This window comes from Sphingopyxis sp. 113P3 (genome assembly GCF_001278035.1).
Classification (GTDB): Bacteria; Pseudomonadota; Alphaproteobacteria; order Sphingomonadales; family Sphingomonadaceae; genus Sphingopyxis.
In genome coordinates, this window is record NZ_CP009452.1 from 696,672 (window position 1) to 710,395 (window position 13,724).

General features: G+C 66.8%; 4 protein-coding genes. All 4 read right to left on the reverse strand.

All coding sequences use genetic code 11. The features are described 5' to 3' along the window. Positions 1–45: 45 nt before the first annotated feature. The 4 genes from LH20_RS03260 to LH20_RS03275 all read right to left on the reverse strand — a co-directional run bounded on the left by LH20_RS03260 (position 46) and on the right by LH20_RS03275 (position 13,723). Positions 46–8,853, reverse strand: coding sequence for a beta strand repeat-containing protein (locus LH20_RS03260; protein WP_053552984.1), 8,808 nt, complete (start codon positions 8,851–8,853; stop codon positions 46–48). A 31-nt stretch (positions 8,854–8,884) separates the two neighbouring features. Beyond that, positions 8,885–10,708 carry a ShlB/FhaC/HecB family hemolysin secretion/activation protein gene (locus tag LH20_RS03265; protein ID WP_144423497.1) on the reverse strand — a complete coding sequence of 608 codons (1,824 nt, stop codon included), beginning with the start codon at positions 10,706–10,708 and terminating at the stop codon, positions 8,885–8,887. Between the two features lie 176 nt (positions 10,709–10,884). Beyond that, positions 10,885–11,649: a hypothetical protein gene (locus tag LH20_RS03270; RefSeq protein WP_053552986.1), complete on the reverse strand. Its 765-nt coding sequence runs from the start codon at positions 11,647–11,649 to the stop codon at positions 10,885–10,887. Next, the gene (locus LH20_RS03275; protein ID WP_083455262.1) at positions 11,636–13,723 is read right to left on the reverse strand and encodes an adenylate/guanylate cyclase domain-containing protein; all 2,088 of its coding nucleotides are present in this window, start codon (positions 13,721–13,723) and stop codon (positions 11,636–11,638) included. Before LH20_RS03275 ends, LH20_RS03270 begins: the two co-directional genes overlap by 14 nt. Between the last annotated feature and the right edge of the window lies 1 nt (position 13,724).

Sequence of the window (13,724 nt, forward strand, 5' to 3'; positions counted from 1 at the left end):
GCGGCGCCCATGCCTTGCGGCGGGGGCGTCCGTCAACCGAAACCCCTATTCGCCGGGTGGCGTCCACAGATCATCGTTCCCCGCGCCGGTCACGGGATCGTCGAGCAACGGTTCGCCCGTCAGCGGGTCGATCGCGCGCATCGTAATCAGTGCCGTCGGGAGGCTGATGCTGTCGCTGCCGTCGTCATTGCTTTCCTCTTCGATGACGTCCTGCACCGGGAAGCCGCCATTGTCCGGAATGTCGATCGCAAGGCACGCGCTGGGGTTGGCGATTACGCAGCCATTGAAGGTCGAGCGCGGGTCGAAATCGCCGGGGGAGGGCGTCCCGCCCCTGACGCTGAGCAGCGGGATGGTGTCGAGCCCGGTCACCTGGCCTTGCGGACCGAGATGGACGCCGTTGATCACGAGCCGGGTCTCCGCGGTCACGGGGTTCACATTGAGCCCGCCCGCCCCGAACGTCAGACCGCGGCGCTCGCCATAATCGGTGCCGGTGCCGCTGTTCTGAACATAAAAGCCGCCCAGGACGCGGGCGGTGATGCCGCCAGCGTACAGCGCGCCATCGTCGCTCGTCACGCCGTCATTTTGCGCAAGTCGTTCCTCGATCGCGTCAATGGTGGAAACGCCCGCGACATCTCCGATTGCGGCGAGGGTCGCAACGATCACATCGTCTGACTGGATACGCAGCAAGCCCGCCGGTGTATCAATGCTTGCGCCCGACAAGCGGATCGAGCCTTCGCCCAGGATCACTTCGAGCGCGTCGTCGGCGAACATATTGAGCGCATTGTCATCGCCCATACCGGTCAAGGAAACATCGCCGACCACCCGCGCCTTGCCCGGCGTGCTGATCGTGAGCGACCCGGTGGCGCCGAGGTTCGAAGCCGACCCGCCGGCGGTCATTGTAAAGTCATCGATGACGACGTCGGGCGGCGCGCTGGAGCCCACCGATGCGATCGGGACAAACAGGGTGCCCGGAGCGGAGGCGACAAAGGCGCTGTCGCTGCCGTCGAGGACGGGCGCGAAGATGGTGATGCGATCGCTGAACAGGCGGGTCATTTCGCTGCTGTCGATATGATAGCCAGCGCGCGTGCCCGTGCCGCCAATGAAGGTGGTCGCACCCGGATCGGTATTGCGCACATCGAGGAGCAGGGTGGTGCCGAGGGCTCCGATACGGCCGTTGGCGCCGATCGTTATGTCACCTGATCCGAGCGAAATCTGCTCTGCGACAATGGCATTGTTGACCGCGAGCAGGCCGCCGGCTTCGGCGACGAGCGTATTCGCAGCGGTAACGGGACCGAGGATCATGTCGCCCTGGGCCTCGAGGTTCGCGCGGCCCGCGGTGAGGTCTGCAATGGCAAGGCTCCCGCCGCGCGCGCGCATATCGGCCATCCCCGCGACCGAGGCCGTCGCGACCGAAAGATTGCCGTCCGCATTGACGAAGGCATCGCCGACGTCGGTCTCGAGCAGAGCAAAGTCGAGCGATCCGGGCGCTGAAATCCGGATGCTGTCGGCGCTCGCCGTGACGGGGCCCGCCGATTCGAGGCTCGCAATGTTGATGGCTCCCCCGGTGCTTGCAAGATCGGTCGCGCCCCCGCCGACGACGCGCTCGCCTGTCACGCCGTCGTTGCCGCTGAGTGAAAGCGTGCCTCCCGCGCCCGAGACGGCCTGAAGCGTCTGGATCGTCGTGCCTGCATCCATCGTGACGTCGCGCGCAGCGGCGAGTGCGCCGGTCTCGATTGCGCCCGCGGTCGTGATGGCGAGGTCGCGGCCGGCAGCGAGCGAGTTGACGAGATTGTCCGAAGGACCGGTCAGGATGGTGGTCGTGACCGAGCCCGCATCGATCGCAATGTCCCGCCCGGCAACAACGGGCGCGGTGATGTCGACGGCCCCGGACGCGTCCACCACGACATCATCGGCGGCGCCAAGACTGCCGAGCGTCGCGGCCGCGCTCTGCGCAAAGATACTGCTGTCGCCTCCGGTCACGCCGAGCCCCAGCGTTCCGGCGCCGTTGAGGTTGATCGCCGCAGCGGCGGTGAGGAAGATATCGTCACCGGCCGAGAGGCCGGTACCCGTTATCGAGCCTCCCGACGAATTGAGGTCGATATCCGCGCCATCGAGCGTCGAGACGCCTTCGCCCATGCCGATGGCAAAGCCCGATCCCGATACATAGAAAAGCCCGAAACCGTCAGGCCCGTCGCCCGTCGCGCTCACATTGTTCGCGATGATGTTTCCGCCGGCGCGAACATCGATATCATCGCCAGCGCTGAGGTCGGCGAGATTCGCGGTCGTGCCCGCGATCACCAGGGCATCCTCGCCCGCCGCCGCTCCCGTCACAGTGACCGAACCGCCCGCATTTATCCCGAGCATGCCAGCCGCGCTGCTGTTTGCGAGAGTGACGTTCCCGCCGGCGTCGAGGTACGCGTTCCCCGCCGCTATGGCGTCGGTGCCGGGATCCTCATAGCCGCCGAGCGCATTGACGCTGGCGTTGATCGCGCCGGGGGTGGTGAGGGCGATATCCCCGCCCGCTGTATAGGCGCCGCTGATTGCCCCGGTGGCCGCCACATCGACAAAGCCGGCGACATTTGCCTCGGCGATGGCGATGGCTCCCGCTGTGGCCTGCGCATTGAGCGATGCGTCGCCCTCCACGCTCGTCACCGTGATGCTGGCACCGGTCAACTGGACCTCATCACCGGCGGTAATCGTCCCGCCGGTGATTGCTCCGCCGACGGCGGTGAGGCTGACCGCGCCTGCGTCGATGCTGGTGAAGGAAACCGACTGGCCGGTGGCTCCGAAATAGCCGCCTGCGGCGGCGTCGGAGACAGCGATGGCACCGCCGCCGCCTCCTGTCGCCGTGAGGAGAATGCCGCCGCCGGCATCGATCGCTTGCGCCGCGATCGATGCGCCGGTCAGTGTGGTGTCGTTCGCGGAGCTGATATCACCGTCAAACAGGATCGCGCCGCTGGCGGTCGCGACGACATTGCTGCCATTGCCTTCGTCGTCGGCGCCGCTCCCATAGGCGAAGGCCGCCCCGGCGCTGATCGCGCCGCCTGCCGAAAGCAGGACATCGTCGCCTGCATCGACCTCCGCGGCCGCGATATCGCCAGGAGCAGTGACGGTCACGTCATGACCCGCCGCGATCGCTCCGGTGGCGGTGACGCCTCCCAAGGTTGCGGTGAGTACAGCATCGGTTCCCGCGGTAACGGCTTCGAGCGACAGCGCGCTGCCGATGATGGTGGCCGCAAGGCCAGCCTCGAGCAGGCCTCCACCGGTCACCGTCCCGCTTGCCGTGGCGGTCAGGTTGGAAAAGGCGCTCACATCGGCCGCGTTGATCGTCGCGCTCGGTGCCGACAGCGTCACGTTCGAAAGATCAGGAGCGCTCGACTGGATCTGGAGCATCGTGACCGGCGGGCTCGACCCCGACGCGGGGGTGGTTTCGTAGACGATGCTGCGATCATCGGCGCCGCTACCCGTCGTCGCGGCGTTGCTGATCGTCATCGCGCCGGCCGAGGTCACGTTAAGATCGTCGCCCGCCGTGAGGTTGGCAAGGGTCGCGGTTGTGCCGGCAAGGATGAAAATATCCTCGCCCGCCGTTCCGCCGGTGACGCTCGTTGCGCCGCCCGAGCGGACACCCAGCATGGTCGCCGCGCTGCTGTCGGTCAGCGTCGCATCACCCTCCGCATCGACGAAGACATAGCCTTCGGAAGGAATGCCTGCACTGCTGACGTAGGTGCCGGCAGCGTCCGCCTCCACAACCGCGTCACCGCTCGTCCGGATATTGACATTGCCGCCCGCGCGATAGGTGCCGCTTACATTGCCATTGGCGAACAGGCTGATATTGCCGGCAATATTACTGGAGGCGATCGCGAGATCGCCGGCGATCGTGGTGGCCGACAGCGATGCCGGGGTTTGAACGGTGCCCGTCAGGTTGATCGCCTGTCCAAAGAGGCTGACATCGCCCCCGGCCGTGATGTCGCCGCCGGTAATGCCGCTTCCTGCGGCGCCATTGGCGAAAAGCGAGACCGTCGATCCCGCGTCGATCGCATTGAAGGTGACGACCTGGCCGAGGGCCGAGACGTAGCCGCCCGCACTCGAATTGCCGAGGTCGACCGTATCGGCCGCGACAATGTCGATGTTGCCGCCGGTGATGATGGAATTGAGGCCCGTCGCGAAATTCTGGGCGTTAGCGAAGAAATCATTGTCGGCTTCGGCATGCACGACGGTGGTGTCACCGAGGCTCGCCAGGACAATGTCGGCGCCGTGCAGGCGGCCGACCGCGATATCCCCCGCCGTCGCGTTCAGGCTGAGCGTACCGCCGGCATCCATGAGGCTGCCCGGCGCCGCGCTGATGCCGTCCCCAGCGGTCGCGGTCAGGTTGCCAAAGGCGCTCACATCGGCCGCGTTGATCGTCGCGCTCGGCGCCGACAGCGTCATGTTCGAAAGATCAGGAGTGCTCGACTGGATCTGGAGCACCGTGACCGGCGGGCTCGATCCCGACGCGGGGGTGGTTTCGTAGACGATGCTGCGATCATCGGCGCCGCTACCCGTCGTCGCGGCGTTGCTGATCGTCATCGCGCCGCCCGAGGTCACGTTAAGATCGTCGCCCGCCGTGAGATTGGCGAGGGTCGCGCTTGTCCCGGCAAGGACGAAAATATCCTCGCCCGCGGTTCCGCCGGTGATGCTCGTTGCGCCGCCCGAGCGGACACCCAGCATGGTCGCCGCGCTGCTGTCGGTCAGCGTCGCATCGCCGTCCGCATCGACGAAGACATAGCCTTCGGAAGGAATGCCTGCACTGCTGACGTAGGTGCCGGCAGCGTCCGCTTCCAGCACGGCGTCACCGGTCGCCAGGATATTGACATTGCCGCCCGCGCGATAGGTGCCGCTCACATCGCCATTGACGAACAGCTCGATGTTTCCAGCAATATTGCTGGAGGCGATCGCAAGATCGCCGTCGATCGTGAAAGCCGTGAGCGACCCCGGCGTTTGAGCGGTGCCCGTGAGGTTGATCGCCTGTCCAATGAGGCTGATATCGCCCCCGGCCGTGATGTCGCCGCCGGTAATGCCGCTTCCTGTGGCGCCATCGGCAAAAAGCGAGACCGTCGATCCCGCTTCGATCGCATTGAAGGTGATGGCCTGGGCGAGGGCCGAGACGTAGCCGCCCGCACTCGAATTGCCGAGGTCGACCGTATCGGCCACGAAAATGTTGATATTGCCGCCGGTGATGATGGAGTTGAGGCCCGTCGCGAAATTCTGGGCGTTAGCGAAGAAATCATTGTCGGCTTCGGCATGCCCGACGGTGGTGTCATTGAGGCTCTGCAGGTAAATGTCGGCGCCGTGCAGGCGGTCGACAGCGATATCCCCTGCCGAAGCGTTCAGCCTGAGCGCGCCGCCTGCGTCAATGAGGCTGCCTGGCGCCCCGCTGATGCCGTTCGTCGCGATGGCCGTGATGGGGCCGGCGGCACCGATCGTCGCCGCCGTACCCGTGCGATTGTCATGGCGAATGTCGATCTGGTCGACCGCGATGATCGTCAGGTCGCCGCCGACCGCCAACTGCCCATTGCCGCTGGCATAGACGCCAACCGAACTGAAGGTGGTGAACGTCGCTGCTCCTGCGCTTGAAACGCTCCCCCCATCCAGCGCGACGAAAATGCCCGCGGGCGCTGTATCGGTGTTGTAGTTGGTGGGTGCGGCGATCCCCAGCGCTTCGGCCTGAAGCTCCGCAACCCCGATGCTCCCGGCCGAACGCAATTCGATGCGTCCGCCCGCATCCCCGTTCGCTCTAAGCGTCGTGGAACCAAGGTCGATCGTTCCTGCCGGCGCTGCCTCGAGGATGATCCGGCCGCCCGTCGTCCCGAGGACGCTGCCGTCAGCGCCGTTGGCATCGGTGCCGGTGCCGCCGATGCCCCCTGTACCCGAAACCCCGCCGGAGGCGATTGCGACGGACAAGTCGGCCGACGTGATCGTGCCGCCGTCGGCGAGGAGGCGTATCGTTCCGCCATTCCCCGCGCCGCCGGTGCCGCCTTCGCCTCCGGTCGTCCCGGGCCCATAGGCGTTGTAGGCGCCGCTTCCGCCGTTGCCGCCGGTGCCCGCGCTCGCGAAACTCACTGTACTGCTTGAGTCATCACCGAGCTCCACGGTTGCGCCGCCGCTCGCGACGATTTCGAGCGTGCCGCCCGTGCCATCGCCCCCGTCGCCGCCGCGCGGGCCCGTCGCCGCGCCGCTGAAGAAGCCGCTCGCCGTTCCTCCGCTGCCGCCAATTCCGCCGCTCGAAAAATTCTCTTGCGTCACCCGGACTTCGGCCGCTGCGCCTTCGGCTCGAAGGCGCGCTGTGCCGCCCGTGCCGTCGCCGCCGTTTCCGCCCGCGCCGTCGTCGGCGAAGCCTCCGTTTCCGCCCAGTCCCTGGGCATTGATCGAGCCGGCGAAGACGCCTGCGTTGAAGCCGATGCTGGTCTCTGCCGTGCCGCCGATGCCATCGCCGCCATTGCCGCCGACCAGGCCGAAGCCGCCATTGCCGCCAACCCCTTGGGCGGTGCTGACGAGGCTATCGCTGCTGTTGATCTCGGTTGAAAGGTCGATGCTCGCCGTGCCGCCCTGTCCGACGCCGCCTTGACCCCCGACGCCGGTGCCCGTGACGGGGCCCCCGCTGCCCGACGCGAAGACGTTGCCGCCCTGTCCGCCAAGGCCGGCCGCGTCGGCGACCAGCGACCCGGTGTCGAGTGTGCCCGCGGCAACGGTGATCGTGGCGGTGCCGCCCGTGCCGTCGCCCCCCGTTCCGCCGTCCCCCGCGAGACCGGTGAAGGAGAAGAAATCGCCCCCCTGGCCCCCGGTACCGCTGGCATAGACAGTGAAGGATCCTGTATTGACCGCGGCGGCGCCATCGATGATCACCGCCGCGCTGCCGCCGGTGCCAACGCCGCCAGTGCCCGGCGGGGTCACCCCGGACCCGCTCGAGTCGTCGCCTTCGCCGCCGCCTCCGCCTATGCCGGCAGCAGTGATCTCGATATTGGGGGCGTCGAGGGTTCCCCCCAGGATGTTCAGCGCGGCGCTGCCGCCCGTTCCATTGCCAGCCTGGGTCCGCCCATCGGCCCCGGAACCTGTCGCATTGACCGCAAGCGTGTCGTTTGCGGTGAGGCTGCCGCCGTCCGCGACGGTGAGGGTCGCGCTGCCGCCCGTACCATTTCCGCCGGTGAGCGCGGGCACGTCAATATCGGTCCGGTCGCTACCTGATCCCATCGACTCGACCGCGATACTGTCGGCGCCAAGCGAGGCGCCCGCGCCCGAGACCAGGATGGAAGCAGCGCCGCCCGTGCCATTGCCTCCCGGGCCGCCGACCCCGGCGATCCCTGCGCCCTCTGAACGGACGGTGATGTTGCCCGCGGTCGCCGTGCCGCCGATGACAGACAGGCTCGCCGAGCCGCCGGTAACCGAGCCGTCGGCTTGCGGCAGGCCGCTTGCGATGATGTCGAGCGCCCCGAGCGCCGCCAGTACCCCGCCGTTCACCGTGACGCTTGCATTGCCCGGTGCCGTCGTGGTCCCGCCCGACTGGATCGCAAGGTCGCCAGTCGCGCCCACGATCCGTCCAGCGCCGACAGTTAGCGACGCGCTCTGGTCGCCGATGAAGACGCCGCTGCCCTGGACGACGAGGCGCCCAAGATGGGCGGGAGGAACGACGATGCCGCCCGGCGGAGGCGTGACGAGCGGCTCGCCTGCGAACGCGCCGCTGGCGTGCGCTATGGTGTCACTCAGAAAGAGGGTGTCATTGACGGTGATGTTCGCAGCGGCCGCATTGACCGGCGTGTCGTCGATCTCGCCGTTGGTGATATTATAGCCTGCCGACAGGCGCACTGCGCCGTCGGGGTCGGTCTGCGCCACCACAGCGTCCTGATACCCCACCTGGCCCGTCACCAGCATCGTGACGGCATCATTCTTGGGTATCGCGACCATATAGACGCGGCTCTGGTCGACATCACCCTGCTCATGAGCGGGTCCCGTGGTGACGCCGCTGTGGGTGATGACATTGCCGCCTTCCGCGCCAACAAGCACATTGATGTCAAACAGGCCGTTGTTGATGCGGATATCGGCCTGCTCGGCGGCAACAAAGGCGGTCGACCCGTCGGTCGAAACGGTGCCGTTCTGCACGATACGCGGGGCCACAAGCGCAACATAGCTGCCCCCGGGATTTGCCGGGAAAAGAACGCTGCCAGGGTAGGCGGCGCTTATGCTCGCGCCCGAGCCGATATCGATCGACGAGGTGCTGCCGGACGCTCCGCGAAAGCGGATCTCGCCGCCGGCGCCGAATAAGCCGCCGGTCGTATCGATGTCGTTGCTGGTGAGGACCAGACTGCCGACGTCGAGCGTGGCGCCGCTGCCGATCAGGATCCCGCCCGCGTTATAAAACCAGATGCTCCCCCCTTGCGCATTGCCGCCGGTGGCGAAGGGCGAACCGATATAGCTGTTGACCGTGCCGTTGAGCGCGACCTGCCGGCCGATCGACCCGCCGCCAGCGTCGACGAAGCGATTGAGCACGGTATATTGGCCGGTCCCGTAGAATTCGAGCGTATTGCCTTCCGGGAGAAAATCTATGGCGCCCCCGGTGGGGGCGCTGTCGGTCGGGGTCCAGTTGATGATCGTCTCCGGCCCCGTCACCTGTACCTGGGTCGAATTCGGCGGGGCGGTGGGCCCGAGCGGCTGAGGCGGAGCGATGGTGCCGCTCCCGCTCACGATCTGGCCGGTTCCCGCGACCTGCGCCCTTGCGGGGCCCCCCAAAGCAATCGCGGCAAGCCCTGCCGCGATCGCGCAGCTGCCCAGCAGGCGCCGTCGGCCTTGACGGACGGGCGAAAGAGTGGAGGCGGCGCGCATGGCAATTGTCCTCGATAGGAAAGTCATGGGATCAGCGCGCCCGCACGCCGAACTGCGTCGTCAGCGTGACGAGCAGGCGGGGGTCGGGCCGCTTGGCCAGGAGGGCGGGACGGTTGAGCGGAGCTGCGAAGGTGACATCGAGCCGACCAAGGTCGCCATAGGTGACGCGCACCCCGCCGCCTGCCGAATAGAGCTTCTGGGGATTGAAGCCGTTGAAGGCACTGTCCTTGTTCCACACAAAGGCCGCGTCGAAAAAGGCGAAGGGCTGGACCGCGAATTTCCTGGTGTTCGCAGGCACCAGTGAACCGTAGCGCGCCTCGAGCGACACCGCGGCGCCGCTGTCTCCGATAACCGTTCCGGGATCGAAGCCGCGGCCGATGGTGAAATTGCCGCCTGAAAATTCTTCATAGGAAAGAAGCGGATCGCTCGCCCATTGCGCCCGGGGGGCCGCGGACAGGGTGAACTCCTTGACGGGCCGCCATTCGGCCGAAGCACTCGCGCGCACCAGAAAGGCATCGGGCTTGCCCTCGATGCGCGAGAGCGGAATCGCGCCGGGCAGGAAGCAGGCGGCGCCCGCAGGACCGCAATCGTCGCTCGCGCCGAGGAAGTTGACGCCCTGGCGTGCTTCGAGTGATGCTCCGAAGGCCCAGCGGGGTTCGGAGGGATTATATCCGCCGCGCCCGGCGATCGACGCGGGGTCGATCCAGCTTGCATCGGCGCGCAGGTTGAAGACCCGCAGTCGGTCGCGGTTGAGCGGGACGGGGCCAAGGCCGATGTCCTGGTCGATAAAATCGAGCCCGCCGCCAAGCGTCAGCCGGTGCGCCTGCGTCAGCGTGAGGGGATAGGAGGCGAAAAGGCTGACAACCTGCGTCCTGGACTTGATCGCAAGACCCGGAAGATCGGGGCGCGTCCAGGCATAGGTATAGCTGCCTCCGAGCCGCAGTCCTTGCCCGCCGACGCGGAACTCGTGCGCGAGCTGGACCACCTGCTGCTCGTCGAAATCGGCGGTTGAATAAATGCTGGCGGTCGTAAGGTCACCCATGCCCGTCAGACCGGCAAAGCGCACGCGGGCGATGCCGCCCCAGCGCCCGACGTCATGCGATCCGAAATTCTGGATGCTCCCATCGAAGATCACGGGCGTGCGCACGACCGTGACCTCGCCGACGACTTCGCCGGGCTCGCTGCCCGGACGCAGCGTCAGGCGCGCGTCAAAGCCGGGAATGTCGCGCGCGAGCAGCAGATAGCGCTCAGCATCGAGAATGTTGAATACGGGCTGATCGTCGAGTCGGGAGAGATAGCGCTGGAGCAGCGCTTCATTGGCGCCGGCGTTGCCGCGTACCTCGACGCGCGTCATCCGCGCTGCGAGGATGTCGAGCCGGACGACACCGTCATCGATCGTTTGCGGCGGGACGCGGACGGCGGCGAGATAACCCTTCGAGCGCAATATCGTCGCGGCGCGATCGCGAATGTCGCACACAACCGCTATCGGCATATCCTGTCCGACCCGGTCCCTCCAGGCGGCGTCGAGAAGCGCGGGATTGATCCCCTCGATGCTCGAAAACTGCACTTGCCGCACGTTGATGCGAACATTTGCAAACTGGGGGTCGGCGAGGGGGCAGGGCGCGCGCTCGATGCTGTCGTCGGCGGCGACAATCCGTTCGGGCGGGGGCACGGCGGGCGGGAGGGCGGGACCCTGAATTTCCTCGCGCGTCGGAATCTGCGGGGTGGCCTGCGCCCAGGCGGCACCGGGCAGCGCGGCGGCGATCAACCCCGCGTAGCCGATCAGCCGGGCGTGTGTCCCGCGTCGCGCGGCAGGCGCCGAATTTTCGATATCCCAAAGCCCCTCGTCGCCCATGACCACCCCTTGCGTACGGCAAGACTGCCCGGGCAGCCCTGCACTCATTCATCCGATGCCGCGGAACCCCGCCGGCCCGAAGTTTTTCGACCCAAGGAAAGGAAGGGCCGCTCGTACGGCGGCTTCTTTTCCTTGTTATCAGATGGATCGGGCCGATTCAACGGCAACCGATGCCGTCAGCCCCCGGCAGCTTCCGATTCCGACATGGCATCAACGAGCCGATCGAGCTGCGGCTGGCAGCCCTTGGCGACCAGCATTGTTGCCGCCCCGTCGGCGTTCTCGGGCATCGCCTCGAGCGGCGCGAAACGGATCGATACCGGCGCGGGAAGCCCAGCGCCCGACAGCCGGTAATCGACCCCATATTGCACGGGGATCGTCTCGGTGGGCCATTTGCGGAAATTGGCACCTGCCACGAAGGCGACGGTTTCGCTCCGTTCGCCCTGTTCGATCTTGAGCAGCTCGTCGCTGCCCATATGTGGACGCCAGAGCAATAGCGTGGCCGGATCGGCGACGCAGAAGGTGCCATTTTCGCGGTAATCGAGGAGCCACAGATTGGGGGCGCGGACCTCGGCGAGCGGCGGGTTCGCAGCATCGCCGCGGCTAAAGCCCCCACGTGCCCGGCCTTGGGGGCCTGACGCGAGCATGCGCGCAACGGTGGCGCCGGCCGACTGGCTTGCCTGGACCGTGCCGCCCGCGTTGTAGCTTCCAGGACCTGCCAAGGTCCGCGTCTTCCCGCCCTGAATGAGGACGATGCGGTCGCCCGCGACGAGAGTGACCTTGTCGCTCGCCTTGAGTTTGGTGCCGGTTGGATATTTGCTCGCCGAGGGGCCCGTCGAACGGACGACCATCGACTGGGCCGCGGCGGTTCCGGCGACGGCGACCGCCATCACGGCCGCGGCGGCGAATCCGAGGCGGCGCATCCGGGCGTCAGGACAGAACATAGCTTTCTCCTCTTTCGGTCTCGTTCAGACGTTCGATCAGAAACATGATGGCTGCATCGTGCGTATGTTCAGCCTTCACCGCTGTGGCGCAGGTCACATAGACGCTTTTTTTTCCCGCTTCGTGCGCGGCGACCATCGCCGCAATTCGCGCGCGCTGCTCTTCGGTGAGATCGGGACGCGGCGTGAACACATCGACCGCGCGCGCGCGCCCGCGCAATGTGACCCGGCCCATCGGTACCAGATCGGTGCGTCCCGACCGCTCGGCAGCCTCGGCGGAAATCAGCACCCCGGTCTTGAGGCTCTTGTTCGCCGATTCGAGGCGTGAGGCTGTGTTCATGCTGTCGCCAAGCGCGGTGTACTGGATGCGGCCATCGCCACCGAAATTACCGACAATCGCGTCGCCGACGTGCAGCCCGACGCGTGTCATGCCGAGCGGCGGCACCCCTTCGGCCATGTCGATGCGAAAGGCCTCGCCCGCCTCATACATGGCGACCGCGGCCGCTGCGGCGCGTTCGCCATCATCGGGCCGGCTGAGCGGTGCCCCCCAGAATGCGACCACGGCGTCGCCCACGAACTTGTCGATCGTGCCGCCATGATCGAGAACGATGTCCGAGAGGCGGTCAAGATATTCATTGAGAAGCCGTGCGACCGTTTCGGGAGTGACCGCGTGGCTCAATTTGGTGAAGCCTTCAAGGTCGGTGAAGATGCAATAGATATTGCGCCGCTCGCCGTGCAGCGAAAGTTGATCGGGATCGCGCATGATCTGGGCGGCCACGTCAGCGGGAAGATATTTGCCGAGGGCCGACTGGGCAAAGGCGCGCTGGCGCGACCCGATCGTGCGCGCGGCGGTGCCGACCGCGGCATATCCCAGGAGCCAGCCGATCGCCCAGCCGAAGGCGGGAAGCGTCGTGGTGTCGACCCCGCGGCCCTGCATCCAGAACGGGAAGACGGCGAAGAAGATCATCTGGGCGAGAAAGGCGAGGGCGACCCAGCGCGCGCGCACGTCAATCAGGCTGGTAAGCCCGCCCGCGGCGACCACAAGCACCGCGATCACCCACAGCGCCGAACCAGGAATCGGGCTGAGCCATGCCTTGTCGAGCTGCTGCGCCAGCATATGTGCGTGGACCTCGAGCCCGATCATTGTTTCATTGCGTCCGGTCACGGCGTCGGGAAAGCGGCTGAGCGGGGTATTGAACCGATCGACGTCGATGATGTCGCCGCCGATCAGCACGTAGCGTCCCTTGATCATTTCAGCGAAGCCGGCGCGCGTCTCCTCATCCATCGGGACGGCAAAGGCGTCGATCGGCAGGTTGGCGAACACGGGTTCTTCCTGACCGGCCTCCGCGCGCGCGGGGAGGAGGAAGCGGATCGCGCCGCGATAATCGGCGTGGGCAGCGTCGACCGGGGCCAGCGCGTTTGCCATCAGCGGCGGCAGCCCCGCGGGCCGGGCCGGCCAATTGCGGATGACGCCGTCATCATCGGTGTGAAACAGCACGCTCGTCGGCCGGGTCCTAGCGGTCGTCACCTCGGCGATGAAGGACTGCAGGAATTTCTGCTGTTCATAGAAGATCGTGTCGGGGTTGCTTGCCTGTTCGACGTAGGCGAGCCAGGTTGGCGTCCGCATCGCGCGCAGCTGCTGCTGCAGGAGCGCGTCATCGGGCCGCGGCGAATCGAAGCCGATATCGATGCCGATTGCCTTCGCTCCCATCAGGTCGATGTTGGCGAGCGCCCGCGCGAGAAGGGTTCGGTCGAGCGGCGAGCGGATGCCGGTATTGAAGAGGGTCTCGTCATTATAGGTGATCATGACGATGCGCTTGTCCTGACCGACATGCGGCGCCATCACGGTCGCCCGCGCGTCGTAGAGCGCGCGCTCGGCATCGCGCGCGAGCGGAAGCTGCCAGCAGAGCCGGGCCATCAGCACCGCAAGGCAGAGAAAGACGATCGTCGCAGCGAGACGCGAGGGGCCAAGCTGAGTGACCAGCCGCCGAACGCGCTTTGCCAGAGGAACGGCTGACGGGCGATCCGCGGGCGATGCCGGGTCCGACGTGACCGCGATATCCTCCCCCCGCGCCATC